We start from the raw sequence: 15,902 nt of genomic DNA, 5'->3' as shown, positions 1-15,902 counted from the left end.
CGAAACCGGTTTCGTCGCAGCCGGCTTGCCGGCGCCTGCCGGGCGCGGCACAATCGCTGCGTTGCCAATCAGGAAACGCATTCGATGTCCATGACCATCCTTCCCGCTGCGCGCGCCTTGCCGGCGCCGTCCTTCCTGCGCCGCTTCCTGGCGGACCTGCGCGTCGGCCTGGTGGTCAGCCTGGTCGCCGGCGTCATGATCACGCTGGCGAATGGCCAACCGCAGATGCTGCATGGACAGCTGGTCTATTCGGTCTGTATCGGCCTGATCGCCTTTTCCATTGTCGACCTCGCCCGCCTGCTGGTGTGGCCGGCCTCCGAGCGGCGGGCGCACCAGTGGCTCGCCTTCCTCGGTGTGATGCTGGCGGCGGCCGCCTTGGGCCATTTCAGCGGGATGCACATCGGCGCCGCGGTGCTGCACGACCGTTTGCCGACCCTGGCCGAGTATCCGTCGATCGGACGCGTCAGCATGATCCTGTTCACTTTCCTGGGCATGTGCACGATGGTCCTGATCGTCGAATACCGCGATCGCAGTGTGCGCATCCGGCGCGAGCACGAGGAAGCGCGCCTGCGCGCGGAGGTCGTCGAACGCCAGGCGGTACAGGCCCAGTTGCGCCTGCTGCAAGCCCAGATCGAGCCGCACATGCTGTTCAATACGCTGGCCAACCTGCAGGGCCTGATTGCGCTCGACCCGGAGCGGGCCGGCGTGATGCTCGACGGGTTGATCCAGTTCCTGCGTGCCACGCTGGGCGCGTCGCGCCTCGACAGCACCACGCTCGAAGCGGAATTCACGGCGATGCAGGCCTATCTCGGGTTGATGGGGGTGCGCATGGGCGAGCGCCTGGCCTATCGCCCGGAGCTGCCCCCGGACTTGCGCACGGTGCGGGTGCCGCCGCTGCTGCTCCAGCCGCTGGTCGAGAATGCCATCGTGCATGGCCTGGAGCCCAGCATCGACGGCGGCGAAGTGTGCATCCAGGCCGAGGCGCAGGACGGCCTGCTGACCTTGACGGTCTCCGACAACGGGCTCGGCCTGCAACAGTCGGCGCAGGCCGGCAGCCATCGTGGCGGCGGAGTGGGCATCCACACCACACGCGAACGCCTGCAAGTGCTGTATGGCGAGCGCGCGAGCGTCGAGCTGACGCCGGCCCGGCAGGGCACGGTTGTCCAACTGCGTTTTCCACTGGAGGCTTCATGCATGTCCGCGCCCTGATTGCCGAAGACGAACCCATCCTGGCCACCATCCTCGCACGCAGCCTCGAGCGGCTCTGGCCGGAACTCGAGATCGTCGCCACGATCGCGAACGGTGTGGCCGCGGTCGAGCAGGCCCTGGCCCTGCGCCCCGATGTGCTCTTCCTTGACATCAAGATGCCCGGGCAGAGCGGGCTGGAGGCGGCCGAAGAGCTGGCCGAGCGCTGGGATGGTCCGGCACCGTTCCCCCAGGTGGTGTTCGTCACCGCCTATGACGAATTCGCGCTGCAGGCCTTCGAGCAGGCCGCTGCGGACTATATCCTGAAACCCGTCAACGATGCGCGCCTGGCCCGCACCGTCGAGCGCCTGCGTGCGCGCCTGGAGGTGGGCGCCGGGTGGCTCCGGCGGCGCGCCAGGACGCTGGCGGGCTGGACAGCCTGGTCGCCCAGATCCAGGCCCTGCTGCCGGCGCCGGCGGCAATGGCACGGCTGACGACGATCCGCGCCGCCGTCGGCAACCTGGTGCGCATGATTCCGGTGGACGAGGTCGTGTTCTTCCAGGCGCTCGACAAGTACGTGAACGTCGTCACCGCCGACGGCGAGGCGCTGATCCGCCTGCCGCTGAAAGAGCTGCTGCCCCAGCTCGATCCGGCATGCTTCTGCCAGATCAGCCGCAGCGCGGTGGTGAACCTGCGCCACGTCCTTGCCGCCTCGCGCGACAGCATGGGCAAGGTGGTGCTGAATGTGCGCAACCGGCCGGAGAAGCTGCGCGTGAGCCCGGTCTATGCCCACCTGTTCCGGCAGATGTAGCGTTGCGGACGCGGGCGAAGCGGCCTGCCATGGCGCTGCCGGTCATGCAGGGTACGTTCCCGCACGGTGAGCGCAACCCTACAGGCGTAATTTCCTCTCATTGGGGTCCTCCCGGACCTGGCTTATGTGTTGGAGGAAATAATGAAAAGTCGTGCAATCCTGTCCAGCCTGCTGTGCGCGCTGCTTCCGCTCGGCCCGATGGCGCTGGCGCCGCTGCCGGCCCTGGCCCAGCAGCACGCGCGCGACCAGCTGCCGGTGCCCGAGATCCGCGGTTTCGGCGTCGACGAGGTCGGGCGCATCGCCCCCCGGAGTCGAGCTGCGTTTCGATCTGGTGGGCACGTCCGGCGCCGAGGCGACGGTGAAAATCGAGGGTGCCACGCGCAACCTGCGCCTCTCCGAGCTCGATCCCGGCCATTACGTCGGCAGCTACACGGTCGGCGCGCACGACCGGATCAGGAATGGCGGCACGGCCAGTGCCGACCTGCGTCTGGGGCCGCGTTTCGTCAGCGCCACCCTGCGCGAGCCGTTGGTACGCGGGGTGCGACCCCGCCGACGCGACGCGAGCTGGCGGCGCAACGCGCGACCGCAACGCCGCAGACGGCGCGTTACTGTACCAATTGCGCAACCGTGGAGGCGGTCAACGTCGTCCAGGTGCAAGGCGAGGCCGGCATGATGGGAACGGCGGGCGGCGCTGTGGTCGGTGCCCTGCTGGGCAACCAGGTCGGCAGCGGCAGCGGCCGTACGGCGGCGACGGTGGCCGGCGCGGTCGGGGCGGCATCGTCGGCCGCAACATCGAACGCAATGCGCACCGCAGCCAGCGCTACGAGGTGGTCGTGCGCTACGGCGGGAACAATGCCACGCAAACCCTGAAATACGACAACGATCCCGGCTTCCGCGTGGGCGATGCGGTGCGGGTGAACAACGGGGTGCTGTCGCGCGATCAATAAAAGCGCGGAGCGCCGCCGGGCGGGAAAATCATGGCACGGCACGCTGCCCTGTGGCGATAGCCGTTCCCGGGTTCGCCGGCCAGGCGTGGCGCAGCAGGGTGCCTGCGCATGCATGCGCCTGCCCATCTGTCTTTTTTCGGGCCAGGCAGGGCTCGTTCTCTGGTCTTTTCGATAAGCCTCGCTGCTATACTGCTCGGGTGGGCAGACGCAGCCGTATTCGCCCATGGAAGTCGAGCAAGCGTTGGCAGGTTCCGCCGGGCGCGCGATCCACTGGCTAGCCGAGCGGAGAGGAATTCCACCGATCGGACACAGGGAGGCGACATGGCAGGCATCCTGGGAATAGGGCGGCTCGCAGGCGCGGCGGCGCTACTGGCGCTGGCAATCGACGCCACGGCGTCGACCGCAAAAAAATGCGATCTCAAGGCCGGCATCAATGCACAGCAGGCAAGGGCCGGCTTGTGCAAGTTCGACCCCGCCACGAAACGCTTCGCGGGAACGCCGGCGCAGCAGGCCGCCTGCCTGACGCGCGAGGTGAAGCGCGGCGCCAGCATCGGCGGCGAGACCATCACGCCCTTCCTGAAGGAACTGGCCGGCACGCCCGCGCCGGATATCCGTGCGGTACAAACCCTGCTCGATGCGCAAGGCACCGGGGCGGGCATCCTCGGCGGGCCCCTTGGCAGGCGGATACAGGCGAACTACTTCATCATTCACGATACCAGCGCGCCGAATTGTTCGAAGAAAAAGCGCTCGGCTGCCTGTCCGACCCAGGGCGAATTTCCGCCGAACCGGGACGAGGCCAGCTGGATTTCCAACAAGGATTTTCTCGGTCATCCAAAGCGGGCTCCCGATCGCATCGCGCATGCCTTCACCAACCGCGTCGGGGACTCGATCACCGAGGTCGACTTTGCCGACCCGATTGCGACAACGAAATTCGAAACCTGCGTCGATGTGCCGGCGAAAGCAGGTGTGTTCGTCGGCGTGGAAAACATCCAGCCACGGATCGGCAGGCCGAGGATCCCTGCGCCCGGCAAGGAGCCGAACGACCTCGACGCGCCCACGCCCGGCTTCACGCCGCGGCAATATGAACGGCTCGCGCTGCTCTATGTGGTGGCAAGCGCGCGTAGCGGGGTGTGGCTTATTCCTGCCTTCCATGCGGTGATCGACCAAGCCTATGCTGACGGGCACGACGACCCGCAGCACTTCGACATGCCTGCGTTCAGCACGGCGGTCCAGAAACACCTGGCCGGTCTGCCGCCAGGCGCGCCCGCAGCCACTGCGGCCACGGCGGGGCGCGCGCCGGCGCAGCCGCGGTAAAACCGCTCCCACGCGGCACGGACAAAAACGACGGCTCCGGCAGGGCGGCTTCGATTGAAACCGCCATGCCGGAGCCGTTCCGGCCTGCCGGGCGAACCCGGCGCTGCCCCGGTCAGGCCGTGGCCAGTACCTGGTCGCCGCCGGCCGCGTCCATCTCGGCCTTCTTGGCATTGGCCGCCTTGGTGCGCGAGCGCGAAGGTGGCAGGCGGCGCAGGGTTTTCAGTGCTTCCGCATCCTTGATGCCGATGGTGCGCTGGTCGACCGTGATCAGCCCGATTTCGTTGAAGGCCGACAAGGTACGGCTGACGGTTTCCAGGGTCAGGCCCAGGTAGCTGCCGATCTCGTGGCGCGTCATGCGCAGGTTGAACAGCTTGCTCGAGTAACCCATCGCGGCGAAGCGGTCCGCCAGCGAGACCAGGAAGCGTGCCACGCGTGCCTCGGCCGACAGGGCGCCGAGCATGCCGATCATGGCCTGTTCCCGCACCAGTTCGCGGCTCATGACGCCGTACATCAGGTTTTCCAGCTCCATGTGGACGCGACCGAGGGCGGTCAGCTTCTTGAACGGCAGCAGGATCAGGTCGCAGTCGGACAGGGCCACGGCCTCGGAAGCATAGTGGCGGGTGTGGATGCCGTCGACGCCGAGCATGTCGCCCTTCATGGGGAAGCTCAGCACCTGTTCGTTGCCGAATTCGTCGATCAGCACCGTTTTCAGGAAGCCGGAGTTGACGATGTACAGGGTGTCGAAGGCCTGGCCGATGGTGTGCACGCGCTGGCCCGTCTTGAACTGCACGTGCTGGAACAGGAGCTCTTCGGAATTGATCGAAACGGCGGCCGGAATATGGAGCAGGTCGCAGACTTCTTTCAGGTTGGACCACAGGCGGCCCTGGCGTTGGCGGCCGGCTTCCATCGGAGTGGAATGCATGGTCGACGAGGCGTTGCGTTGTTCTGGCGTTTGCTGGGACTGCATGCTCTTCTCCAGTGAAGAAATCTGTCTGGTGCAACCCTCGGATGGGAGCCGCTACCGGGTGCTTCAATAGGATTCATCAAGCGGCAGGCTTGGCTTACGGAGAGAAATTAGATCGCAAGCAAGTCGATACGCTGAATTCAGTATGCCAACACGAGTTCGGCATTGGTATCAGCAATGCCTGAATGTGTAGGTAGGAGAGTAGGTAGGACTGTAGGAATCGTCTGACCGGTGCGGGGCGTCGCCGGGTGCCCGAGGCTGCATCCTGTTGCCCTGGGCGGGCCATGGCGCCGAGGAGTGCGTGGCTGGCATGGCACAAAATGCCACGCAGCGGTGTCCAATACTGTTAGCGCGTGCCCGACTTCCGGGTGGGGCGGGCGCTCAACGGCGTACTCCTACGCGGGGCACCCTGCAGCGGCGGGCAGGAGCAGGGTCGGAAGCGCGGCAGCGGCGACACCGGCAGGGCACACGGGCAGCGCGTTTACCGGCAGCAAGGATACCAGCAGCCTGGCAGCGGCGCAGGCGTCGTCCGGCGGCGCAGTACGGGGCAGGGCGCGGGGCGTCCCCCTACCGTGCCCCGACCGCCCGCAGCGGCGGCGTGCCCCGCGTCAGGCCTTCATCGGCGACAGCAGGCGATGCGCCACGGCGTATTGCACCATTTCCGACAAGGAGGTCATGCCCATCTTCTGCATGATCCGGGTCTTGTGGGTGCTGACCGTTTTCACGGACAGGTGCAGGTTGTTCGCGATTTCGGTGATCGACTTGCCGCCGACCAGTAGCGAAAAGACCTCGAACTCGCGGTCCGACAGTTGTTTGTGCAGCAATTGCTCGTTTGGCGCCATGATGTTCAGCGCCAGCTGCTCGGCCACTTCGGTACTGATATACGGGCGGCCGGAGGCGACCTTGCGGATGGCGCCGACCAGCTGGGTGCCCGCGCTTTCCTTGGTGAGATAGCCCTGGGCGCCAGCGCGGATTGCCCGTACCGCGTATTGCTCTTCCTCGTGCATGGTCAGGATCAGGACCGCCAGTTTCGGCGCTTCGCTGCGCACCTGGCGGATCAGGTCGACGCCGCTGCGGCCTGGCATCGACAAGTCGAGCAGCAACAGGTCGAAGCCGCCCTGGCGCACCAGGGTCAGCACCTCGAATCCATTGGTTGCTTCGCCGACAATTTCGACGTCGAGCGCGCCGTCGAGGATGCGCTTGAGGCCTTCGCGCATGATGGTGTGGTCATCCGCAATGACGATTCTTATCATGAGTTACTCTCCCGCGCGGGACGGCCGCGCTCGATATGGCAAGCACGCCGGGGTGGCGTGCAAATCATGGGCTAACAGCGGCGGTCAGCTTGCGACCGGTTCGTTGATCAGGCGGTGCACCAGGACCGGCCTGGTCGTATGCGACAGCACCTTGTTGGTGACGCTGCCCAGCAGGATCTGGCCCCAGCCGCTGCGCCCGTGCGAGCCCATGAAGATCAGGTCGCAGCCTTCCTGCTCGGCGACGTCGACGATCTTGAGGGCGGTGGCGTCGGAAAAGGCGGTCATGCAGCTGTGCTGCAGCTCGGCCTGGGCGCAGGAACGCATGATGCGGCCCATGTATTCCTCGCCGGTGCGGCGCATCTGGGCGATGTATTCCTCCTCGCTGGGGTAGGAGGGGGGAATGATTTCGACATACACGGGATATTGGTATTCGGGCGCCACGAACAGGGCCAGCACTTCGGCCCCCATCTGGTGCGCGAACTTGACGCCGGCGCAGGCCGTGTGCTGCGACACGGTGGAACCGTCGGTGGTGATCAGGATCTTCCGGTACATGATGAGCCCTCCGAAAACGCCACGATATTGTGGCCCGTCCTATGCAGCGCGGCGATTGTGATGGCGCAAGCAGTTGACTTCGCTCAAACATGAGTCCGCTACTTCTGGCCACGCCGAAAAAGCATGCACAATCGGTGCGACCACAAAACAACACCTTGCTTGCGAAAATATTCAGGAACTGCGCGGTTTTATTGTCCCGGAATTAAGATTCCTTGTCCATTTTGGTGTAGTGCGTTTTAGGAGATTTACCTACGGCAACTACGCTGCTACACTCGCTTACTGAATTTTGGGGCTTCCAGCGATACGCATGACGCGCACGGAAGTCCGCATCCACCGGACCGAAGCCGCTGAACGCGACACTTATTTATTATGGAGAAGCAGGGATTATGACCGACGCCGCCGACGATTTCGACGCCTTATTCGAGGAAGTGGCAGCCCAGCGCGATAGTGCGCCTGCGGTTGCGCCGGCGCCTGCCGCGGCTGCGCCCGCAGCCGACGAGGACGACCTGGAAGCCCTGTTCGACCAGGTGGCAATGACCAGCGCACCCGCCGCCGCTGCCCCGGCAGCGCAGGCCGCCGCGCCTGCCGCCACCGAAGGCGGCGAGGGCGACAAGAACATGTACGAGCGCCTCGGCGGCATCGTGCGTCTGCTGCACGACTCGCTGCGCGAGCTCGGCTACGACCGCGCGCTGACCGAGGCGTCGAGCCAGATCAACGATGCCCAGGACCGCCTGGAATACGTCGCCACCCTGACCGAGCAGGCCGCCAACAAGGTGCTCAACACCCTGGACGAAGGCATGCCGGCACAGGACAAGCTGTCGAAGCAGGCCGCCGACATGGAGACCCGCTGGGCCGACCTGTTCTCCGGCAAGCTCAGCCTGGACGAGTTCAAGGCCCTGGCCGGCGATTCGCGCCAGTTTGCCGCCGCCGTCGCGGAAGCGACCGAACTGGAGAAGTCGCGCCTGCTGGAAATCATGATGGCGCAGGACTTCCAGGACATCACCGGCCAGCTGATCAAGAAAGTCGTGACCATCACCAAGACGGTCGAGAACGAGCTGGCCCAGCTGCTGCGCGACAACGCGCCGCCAGAAACCCGCGCCAAGCTGGCCGAAAAAGAAGCCGCGCCCGTGCAACTGATGCAAGGACCGTCGGTGCCGGAAGCGGCGCTGGACCAGGATAACGTCGACGATCTTCTTGCCGATCTGGGATTCTAATGGACGATATGCTCAAGGATTTCGTCGTCGAGGCGATGGATCTGGCGGTCAATGTTGAAGAGCACCTGCTGCGCCTCGAACGCGATCCGGAGAACAAGGAAACGCTGAACGCGGTGTTCCGGTCCTTCCACACGATCAAGGGCGGTGCCGGCTTCATGGGCTTGCCTGCGCTGGTCGCAGCCTGCCACCTGACCGAGAACCTGTTCGACGCGCTGCGCACCGGCGCCGCGCCGGTCACGCCGCTGTCGATCGAAGCGGCGCTGGAGGCATCGGGCTTCGTTGCCGACCAGCTGAACGACCTGAACAACGGCACCGCGCCGGAAGCGCTGGCACCGATGCCGGAAGCCCCGGAACGCATCCTGAAAGAGGCGATCGAAGGCAAGGCGCAAGCCGCGCCTGCACCGGTGGCAGCGCCTGCGCCGGCCCCGGTTGCCGCTGCTCCCGTAGTGGCCGCACCTGCCGCCGTGCCTGCCCCTGGCGCCGATGGCCTTGACTGGACGGCGATGTTCAACGCCGTCGTGCCGGCCAGCGCCGCGATCCCGACTGGCGCCGCGCCAGCGGCCCCTGCACCGGCCAGCACGCCGGCCGATGCCCCCGCCGCTGCCGCCCCGCTGCCGTGTCGGTTACCGCATCGGCCCCTGCCGGTGCCCGGCCGGGCTGGGACGGCACCGAGCGTCGTAGCGACGCCAAGGTCGCCGAAGCGCGTGCCGCGGCGGCGCCGGCCAAGGACGAAAGCATCCGTATCGATGCCGTCAAGCTCGACGCGCTGCTGGAAGTGGCCGGCGAATCGGTGCAGGCCGCCAACCAGGCTGCCGTGCTGCTCGAACGCCTGTCGCAGTTCAAGTTCGAAGGCCAGGCCGCCACGCTGATGGCGACGCTGACCGAAACGCTGGAACGTGCTTCACGCTATTCGGCCGAACTGCAGCGTGCCACGCTGGCAACGCGCATGCAGCCGGTGGGCCGCCTGTTCCAGAAGTTCCCGCGCCTCGTGCGCGAACTGGCGAAGGACCTCGGCAAGGACGTCGAGCTGACCATCGAAGGCGCCGAGACGGAAGTCGACCGCGTCGTCGTGGACAGCCTGTACGACCCGCTGGTGCACATGCTGCGTAACGCGCTCGACCACGGTGTCGAGTCGCCGGAAGAACGTGTCGCCGCGGGCAAGCCGGCCAAGGCCTTCATCCTGCTCAAAGCCTGGCAGGAAGCGAACAGCGTCATGATCGTGCTGCAGGATGACGGCAAGGGCATGGACCCGGTCAAGCTGCGTCGCAAGGCCATCGACAAGGGCCTGATCGGCGAGAACGGCGCCCCGAACGACGACGACGCCTACCAGCTGGTGTTCCTGCCGGGCTTCTCGACCAAGGAAGTCGCTTCCTCGGTCTCGGGCCGCGGCGTCGGCATGGACGTGGTGAAGACCGCGGTGGAAAAGAACCGCGGCGCGATCCGCATCGATTCCTCGCTCGGCCACGGCACCAAGTTCGCGATCCGCCTGCCGATCGAACTGTCGATCGTGCCGACCATGCTGGTCTCCACGTCCGGCGCTTCGCTGGCGCTGCCGATGGCCGTGGTCGAGCGCGTGGTCGAGCTGCCGGAAACCTTCTCGATGGTCGGCGGCGCCCCGGTGCTGAAGGACCAGGGCCGTCCGCTGCCGGTGCGTTCGCTGGCCGGTTCGCTCGGCTACGAGGAAGCTGTCGAACGCGTCGGCATCGTCATCAATGCGCCGCAGCCCTACATCCTGGCGGTGGAAGCGGTCGATGGCACGGCCGACCTGGTGATCAAGCCGATGACGGCGCTGACCGTCGAAGGCATCACCGGTACCGCGCGTTCGGCCGAAGGCGAACTGGTGCTGGTGGTGGGCCTGTCCTTCCTGATGGACGGCTGCCGCAGCAACGTGCGCATGGCCGCTTGACCTGGTAACCGCGTAAAAAAAGGTGCTCCGGCGCCTTGGCAATAAAAGCCTGCACAGCTTCTGTGCAGGCTTTTTTTATTTGCATTACGCGAGCTATATGCAAATTTTGTTTGCAAGGAGTGGTAAAAATAAGCAGGAAGATGCAAAATGGCCCGATTACTGCCGCACTGCACAAATATGGCATAATCAATTTCGCCTTCAAAACAGGGGGCTGGCGCAAGGGACCACAGCATGAAGACGCTCTACGACAAACTCTGGGAATCGCACGTCGTCCGTGCCGACGCGGACGGCACCACGGTGCTCTACATCGACCGCCACCTGGTCCATGAAGTGACCAGCCCGCAGGCCTTCGAGGGCCTGCGCGAGGCGGGCCGCCCGCTCTGGCGCACGAGTGCCAACCTGGCCGTGGCCGACCACAACGTGCCCACCACCGACCGCCGCGCCGGCATCCTTGACCCCACCTCGCGCCTGCAGGTCGAAACGCTCGATGCCAACGCGAAGCGCTTCGGTCTCACCTATTTCGACATGAACGACCGCCGCCGGGCATCGTCCACGTGATCGGGCCCGAGCAGGGGGCGACGCTGCCGGGCATGACGGTCGTCTGCGGCGACTCGCACACCTCCACCCACGGCGCTTTCGGCTGCCTGGCCCACGGCATCGGCACCTCGGAAGTCGAGCACGTGCTGGCCACGCAAACCCTGCTGGCAAAGAAATCGAAAGCGATGCTGGTGCAGGTCGACGGCGCGCTGCCGAAAGGCGTCACGGCCAAGGACATCGTGCTGGCCGTGATCGGCAGGATCGGCACCGCCGGCGGCACCGGGTATGCCATCGAATTCGGTGGCTCGACCATCCGTTCGCTGTCGATGGAAGGGCGCATGACGGTCTGTAACATGGCGATCGAGGCGGGCGCGCGCGCCGGCATGGTCGCCGTCGACCAGACCACCATCGACTACGTCAAGGACCGGCCGTTCTCGCCGAAGGGCGAGCAGTGGGAGCAGGCCTGTGCCTACTGGCGCACGCTGCACACCGACCCCGGCGCCCGCTTCGACCTGGTCGTCACGCTCGACGCCACGCAGATCCGCCCGCAGGTCACCTGGGGCACCTCGCCCGAGATGGTGACGGCGATCGACGGCCACGTGCCCGACCCCGACCGCGAACAGGATGCCGTACGCCGCGACGCCATCGAAAAAGCGCTGCTCTACATGGACCTCAAACCGAACACGGCGATCGAAGACATCCGCATCGACAAGGTCTTCATCGGCTCGTGCACGAATTCGCGCATCGAGGACCTGCGCGCGGCGGCGAGCGTCGTGCGCGGGCGCCAGCGCGCCGCGAACGTCAAGCTGGCGCTGGTCGTGCCGGGTTCCGGCCTGGTGAAGGAGCAGGCCGAGCGCGAAGGCCTCGACCAGATCTTCAAGGCCGCCGGTTTCGAATGGCGCGAGCCGGGCTGCTCGATGTGCCTGGCGATGAATGCCGACCGCCTGGAGCCGGGCGAGCGTTGCGCCTCGACCTCGAACCGCAATTTCGAAGGGCGGCAAGGGCAGGGCGGACGCACCCACCTGGTATCGCCGGCCATGGCCGCCGCCGCCGGCATCGCCGGCCATTTCGTCGACGTGCGCGCACTGTGAGTGCCGCCGATTTTCACACACTGAACAAGTAATACAGGACCACCATGAAAAAAGTATTCGCTCTCTCGCTGATCGCCCTCGTTCTCGCCGGCTGCAACACCGTCTCCGGTTTCGGCCGCGACGTGCAAAAGGTCGGCAAGGTCGTCACCGGCGCCGGCGGCAAATAATCCACCCACACCAATCCACCCACACGACGGGCGCGCGCAAACATGGACACATTCACCGTACACGAAGGCCTGGTGGCGCCGCTCGACCGCGCCAATGTCGACACCGACGCCATCATCCCGAAGCAGTTCCTGAAGTCGATCCGGCGCACCGGTTTCGGCCCGAACCTGTTCGATGAGTGGCGCTATCTCGACCACGGCGAGCCGGGCCAGGATTGCAGCAATCGCCCGCTCAACCCGGACTTCGTGCTGAACCAGCCGCGCTATGCCGGCGCCTCGATCCTGCTGACCCGCAAGAACTTCGGCTGCGGCTCCTCGCGCGAGCACGCGCCCTGGGCCCTGCAGCAGTATGGCTTCCGTGCGATTGTCGCGCCGAGCTTTGCCGACATCTTCTTCAACAACTGCTACAAGAGCGGCCTGCTGCCGATCGTGCTGCCTGATACCCAGATCGACCACCTCTTCGACGAGGTCAAGGCCGCCATCGGTTTCAGGCTGATCGTCGACCTGCCGCAACAGGTCCTGCGCACGCCGGATGGGCGCGTCAAGTGCGAATTCGCCATCGACGACTTCCGCAAATACTGCCTCACCAATGGGCTGGACGACATCGGCCTGACCCTGCGCCACGCCGACGAGATCCGCGCTTTCGAAGAACGCCACCTGGCACGCCAGCCCTGGCTGGTCAACACCATTTAGGAAGCTACACGTATGACCAAGATCGCCATCCTGCCGGGCGACGGCATCGGTCCCGAAATCATGGCGCAAGCCGTGCGCGTGCTCGATGCGCTGGGCGAATCGTTCGAGATGGAGCGTGCGGAAGTGGGCGGCGCCGGCTATGCCGCGCACGGCCATCCGCTGCCGGAAGCCACGCTGAAGCTGGCGAAAGAGGCCGACGCCGTGCTGTTCGGTGCGGTGGGCGATTTCAAATACGACACGCTCGAGCGCGCGCTGCGCCCCGAGCAGGCCATCCTGGGACTGCGCCGCGAGCTCGGCCTGTTCGCCAACCTGCGTCCGGCCATCCTGTATCCGGAGCTGGCCGGCGCCTCCAGCCTGAAACCCGAGATCGTGGCCGGGCTGGATATCCTCATCATCCGCGAACTGACCGGCGACATCTATTTCGGCAAGCCGCGCGGCGTGCGCGAATGCCCCGACGGCCCCTTCAAGGGCCAGCGCGAAGGCTACGACACGATGCGCTATGCCGAAGGCGAAATCCGCCGCATCGCCCACGTCGCCTTCCAGGCCGCGCGGAAGCGGGACAAGCGTGTCACCAGCGTCGACAAGGCCAATGTGCTGGAGACCTTCCAGTTCTGGCGCGACATCGTCACCGACGTGCACAAGGACTATCCGGACGTCCAGCTGGAACACATGTATGTCGATAACGCGGCGATGCAGCTGGTGCGCGCGCCGAAGAAATTCGACGTCATCGTCACCGGCAACATGTTCGGCGACATCCTGTCGGACGCGGCCGCGATGCTGACCGGCTCGATCGGCATGTTGCCCTCCGCTTCGCTCGACGCGGACAACAAGGGGCTATATGAACCCTCGCACGGCTCGGCACCGGACATTGCCGGCAAGGGCGTTGCCAATCCACTGGCGACGATTTTGTCAAGCGCGATGATGCTGCGCTATTCGCTCGGCAAGCCCGAGCAGGCTGACCGCATCGAGGCGGCGGTAAAGCGCGTCCTCCAGCAAGGATTGCGGACTCCGGATATATTTGAGGATGGCACGCAGCGCGTTGGCACCGAACAGATGGGCGACGCGGTGGTGCAGGCACTAAGGTAAAGCCGGTGCTCGCGTAGGATGGGCACCGTCATCGAGGCCGCCGGCCTCGATGACCCCACGCGTGAACGATGATGTAGTAAACGACGATCATAGTTATAGGAATTCCGAAAAATGAAATTAGTAGGCCTGGTAGGTTGGCGCGGTATGGTCGGTTCGGTCCTGATGCAGCGCATGCAGGACGAGGGCGATTTCGCCTTCATCGAGCCGGTGTTCTTCACGACGTCGAATCCGGGCGGCGACGCCCCGAAGATGGCGAAGAACGAAACCAGGTTGAAGAGCGCCAGCGACATCGCCGAGCTGTCGAAATGCGAGATCATCATCTCCTGCCAGGGCGGCGACTACACGAGCGAGGTCTTCCCGAAGCTGCGCGCGGCCGGCTGGAACGGCTACTGGATCGATGCCGCCTCGACCCTGCGCATGAACGACGACGCCGTCATCGTGCTCGACCCGGTCAACAAGGACGTCATCAAGAACGCCATGTCGCGCGGCGTGAAGAACTACATCGGCGGCAACTGCACGGTGTCGTGCATGCTGATGGGCCTGGGCGGCCTGTTCGAGCAGGGCCTGGTCGAGTGGATGACCTCCATGACCTACCAGGCAGCCTCCGGCGGTGGCGCCCAGCACATGCGCGAACTGCTGACCCAGTTCGGCACCATCAACGGCGCGGTGAAACCGCTGCTGGACGACCCGGCCTCGGCCATCCTCGAAATCGACCGCACCGTGCTGGCGACCCAGCATGGCCTGTCGCCTGAGGAAACCAAGCAGTTCGGCGTGCCGCTGGCCGGCAACCTGATTCCCTGGATCGACAAGGACCTGGGCAACGGCCAGTCGAAGGAAGAGTGGAAGGCCGGCGCCGAGACCAACAAGATCCTCGGCCGCGGCGACGGTTTCGGCACCAAAGCGATTCCCGTCGACGGCCTGTGCGTGCGCATCGGCGCGATGCGCTGCCATTCGCAGGCGCTGACCATCAAGATGACGAAGGACGTGCCGCTCGACGAAATCAACGACATCATCGCCTCCCACAACGACTGGGTGAAGGTGGTGCCGAACACGCGTGAAGCCTCGATGCGGGACCTGTCGCCGGCCGCCGTGACCGGCAGCTTGACGATTCCGGTCGGCCGCCTGCGCAAGATGTCGATGGGACCGAGCTACCTGTCGGCCTTTACCGTTGGCGACCAGTTGCTGTGGGGCGCCGCCGAGCCGCTGCGCCGCATGCTGCGCATCGTGCTGGACAAGTAAAACAGGGCGCCGCCCAGCCTCCCGACGCCGCGATGTTTCGCGGCGTTTTCACAGGCTGAGCGGAGTAAATGACTAATAAAATTTTGATCACATCTGTTATCACCGAAGTAAGCTTGGAGCGCGCCGCTGTTGTCTAAACAACAGCGGTTGCGCGCTTAACCGACAGTTTCAGACTCCTACGCCCCGCAGAGCTTGCATGCTCCAGTGCATGATGATATGTTGAGACCTCCCGGAAACCGTAGTTTCCTCCAGCTAACCATCTCGCACTTCACTATGCCATTGAATCGCCGCCCTCAGATCATGTCGTCCGCGTTGAAAACCATTACCGCCGCGGTCGCCAGTGCAGTGCTGTTGTCGTCGGCGGCATCGGCTGCGGGACTGGGAAAGCTGACCGTCCTGTCCGCGCTCGGCCAGCCGCTGCGCGCCGAGATCGAACTGACCTCGGTGTCGAACGACGAAGCAGCCGGTCTCGGCGCCAAACTCGCCAGCCCTGAAGCCTACCGCGCCGCCAACATCGAATTCAATCCAGCCCTGCTGTCGCTGCGTTTCGTGGTCGAGCAGCGCAATGGCCGCCAGTTCGTGCGCATCAGCTCGCCGCAGCCGCTGAACGAGCCCTTCGTCGACCTGCTGCTCGAGCTGTCGTGGAATAACGGCCGCCTGGTACGCGAATACACCTTCCTCCTCGACCCGGCCGAGCTGCGCACGACCCAGTCGGCCCAGGTCGCAGCGGCCGCGGGCGCTGCGACCACCCGCCGGGTGCAGCCGCGTCGCCGGCCGCCGGTGGTGCCCCGGCCGCACGCGCACCGCGCGCCGCCCGTGCCGACGAGGGCGCTGCCGCCCCGGCTGGTGCACCAACTGCCAGCGCTGCCGGCGGCACGCCGTCGCGCTACCGCGTCCGCGCCGGCGATACGCTCGGCCGTATCGCGGGGCGCCTGAAGCCTGTCGA

General features: G+C 65.6%; 13 protein-coding genes and 3 pseudogenes. 12 read left to right on the top strand and 4 right to left on the bottom strand.

Going from position 1 to position 15,902, the window contains the following annotated elements; translation table 11 throughout:
- Nucleotides 1-90 precede the first annotated feature (90 nt).
- Complete coding sequence (locus G4G31_RS21455; RefSeq protein WP_210283918.1) at nt 91-1,209, top strand: sensor histidine kinase; 1,119 nt, start codon at nt 91-93, stop codon at nt 1,207-1,209.
- A pseudogene (locus G4G31_RS21450) lies at nt 1,191-1,996 on the top strand (LytR/AlgR family response regulator transcription factor). Before G4G31_RS21455 ends, G4G31_RS21450 begins: the two are co-directional and overlap by 19 nt.
- A 78-nt stretch (nt 1,997-2,074) precedes the next feature.
- Here G4G31_RS21450 and G4G31_RS21445 read toward each other — a convergent pair.
- On the bottom strand, nt 2,075-2,374 hold the full coding sequence (locus G4G31_RS21445) for a hypothetical protein (RefSeq protein ID WP_182989307.1): 300 nt from the start codon (nt 2,372-2,374) through the stop codon (nt 2,075-2,077).
- A gap of 291 nt (nt 2,375-2,665) precedes the next feature.
- Here G4G31_RS21445 and G4G31_RS29505 point away from each other — a divergent pair, with 291 nt between their 5' ends.
- Nucleotides 2,666-2,866 carry a glycine zipper 2TM domain-containing protein gene (locus G4G31_RS29505; protein WP_374011330.1) on the top strand — a complete coding sequence of 67 codons (201 nt, stop codon included), beginning with the start codon at nt 2,666-2,668 and terminating at the stop codon, nt 2,864-2,866.
- A 398-nt stretch (nt 2,867-3,264) separates the two neighbouring features.
- Nucleotides 3,265-4,257 (top strand): hypothetical protein, encoded by a 993-nt coding sequence (locus G4G31_RS21435; RefSeq protein WP_182989305.1) that lies wholly within the window; start codon nt 3,265-3,267, stop codon nt 4,255-4,257.
- 112 nt (nt 4,258-4,369) lie between these two features.
- Here the strand turns inward: G4G31_RS21435 and G4G31_RS21430 are convergent, their stop codons facing one another.
- The 3 genes from G4G31_RS21430 to G4G31_RS21420 all read right to left on the bottom strand — a co-directional run bounded on the left by G4G31_RS21430 (nt 4,370) and on the right by G4G31_RS21420 (nt 7,026).
- Nucleotides 4,370-5,164 (bottom strand): Crp/Fnr family transcriptional regulator, encoded by a 795-nt coding sequence (locus G4G31_RS21430; protein ID WP_182991869.1) that lies wholly within the window; start codon nt 5,162-5,164, stop codon nt 4,370-4,372.
- A 665-nt stretch (nt 5,165-5,829) separates the two neighbouring features.
- The gene (locus G4G31_RS21425) at nt 5,830-6,474 is read right to left on the bottom strand and encodes a response regulator transcription factor (protein ID WP_182989304.1); all 645 of its coding nucleotides are present in this window, start codon (nt 6,472-6,474) and stop codon (nt 5,830-5,832) included.
- An 84-nt stretch (nt 6,475-6,558) separates the two neighbouring features.
- The gene (locus G4G31_RS21420; protein WP_182989303.1) at nt 6,559-7,026 is read right to left on the bottom strand and encodes a universal stress protein; all 468 of its coding nucleotides are present in this window, start codon (nt 7,024-7,026) and stop codon (nt 6,559-6,561) included.
- Nucleotides 7,027-7,412: 386 nt separating this feature from the next.
- Between G4G31_RS21420 and G4G31_RS21415 the strand changes: the two genes are divergently transcribed.
- The 8 genes and pseudogenes from G4G31_RS21415 (at nt 7,413) to G4G31_RS27080 (ending at nt 15,892) form a co-directional block, all read left to right on the top strand.
- Nucleotides 7,413-8,240 (top strand): protein phosphatase CheZ, encoded by an 828-nt coding sequence (locus G4G31_RS21415; protein ID WP_182989302.1) that lies wholly within the window; start codon nt 7,413-7,415, stop codon nt 8,238-8,240.
- Nucleotides 8,240-10,146, top strand: a pseudogene (locus G4G31_RS21410) (chemotaxis protein CheA). The gene G4G31_RS21415 and the pseudogene G4G31_RS21410 overlap by 1 nt, the downstream one beginning before the upstream one ends.
- 231 nt (nt 10,147-10,377) lie before the next feature.
- Nucleotides 10,378-11,774: pseudogene (gene leuC / locus G4G31_RS21405) on the top strand (3-isopropylmalate dehydratase large subunit).
- 44 nt (nt 11,775-11,818) lie between these two features.
- Nucleotides 11,819-11,941 (top strand): entericidin A/B family lipoprotein, encoded by a 123-nt coding sequence (locus tag G4G31_RS21400; protein ID WP_182989301.1) that lies wholly within the window; start codon nt 11,819-11,821, stop codon nt 11,939-11,941.
- A 42-nt stretch (nt 11,942-11,983) separates the two neighbouring features.
- On the top strand, nt 11,984-12,631 hold the full coding sequence (gene leuD / locus G4G31_RS21395) for a 3-isopropylmalate dehydratase small subunit (protein ID WP_182989300.1): 648 nt from the start codon (nt 11,984-11,986) through the stop codon (nt 12,629-12,631).
- Nucleotides 12,632-12,643: 12 nt separating this feature from the next.
- Nucleotides 12,644-13,717 (top strand): 3-isopropylmalate dehydrogenase, encoded by a 1,074-nt coding sequence (gene leuB / locus G4G31_RS21390; RefSeq protein ID WP_182989299.1) that lies wholly within the window; start codon nt 12,644-12,646, stop codon nt 13,715-13,717.
- Nucleotides 13,718-13,828: 111 nt separating this feature from the next.
- Nucleotides 13,829-14,956, top strand: a complete 1,128-nt coding sequence (gene asd / locus G4G31_RS21385) for an aspartate-semialdehyde dehydrogenase (protein WP_182989298.1) — start codon at nt 13,829-13,831, stop codon at nt 14,954-14,956.
- Between the two features lie 312 nt (nt 14,957-15,268).
- The gene (locus G4G31_RS27080) at nt 15,269-15,892 is read left to right on the top strand and encodes a FimV family protein (protein ID WP_229425173.1); all 624 of its coding nucleotides are present in this window, start codon (nt 15,269-15,271) and stop codon (nt 15,890-15,892) included.
- Nucleotides 15,893-15,902 lie beyond the last annotated feature (10 nt).

Origin of the sequence: Massilia sp. Se16.2.3 (assembly GCF_014171595.1) — a bacterium.
Lineage (GTDB): Bacteria > Pseudomonadota > Gammaproteobacteria > Burkholderiales > Burkholderiaceae_D > Telluria.
Note: the sequence above shows the minus strand (reverse complement) of the source record. Positions and strands in the feature narration are given on the sequence as shown.